At 38.9% G+C, this 244-nt stretch carries 1 pseudogene; it reads right to left on the reverse strand.

The annotated features are described in order from the left end of the window. A pseudogene (locus BPMYX0001_RS33405) lies at positions 1-244 on the reverse strand (Rpn family recombination-promoting nuclease/putative transposase); the annotation flags it as partial.

Raw genomic sequence — 244 nt, forward strand, 5'->3', positions numbered from 1 at the left:
GTCCTTTTTGAATCCCTTTTTCTAAACCTTCCTCTAAGCCTTCTTCACGAGCGTGAGCCAGCTTAGCTTGTTCATCAAGAAGTAGCTTCTCGCGAGCCTCATAAGCTGTTCGGAAAGAGGAGTCATGGCTCATATTTTCCCATTTATTTATTGCTTTTTGTAAAATTGGATCTTGATTCATTGCAATCTCCTCCAATGTTTGAGTTAAATATTCATCTTCATGTGCTGGTAGTAATAACATCCA

It is taken from the genome of Bacillus pseudomycoides DSM 12442 (assembly GCF_000161455.1).
Taxonomy (GTDB): domain Bacteria; phylum Bacillota; class Bacilli; order Bacillales; family Bacillaceae_G; genus Bacillus_A; species Bacillus_A pseudomycoides.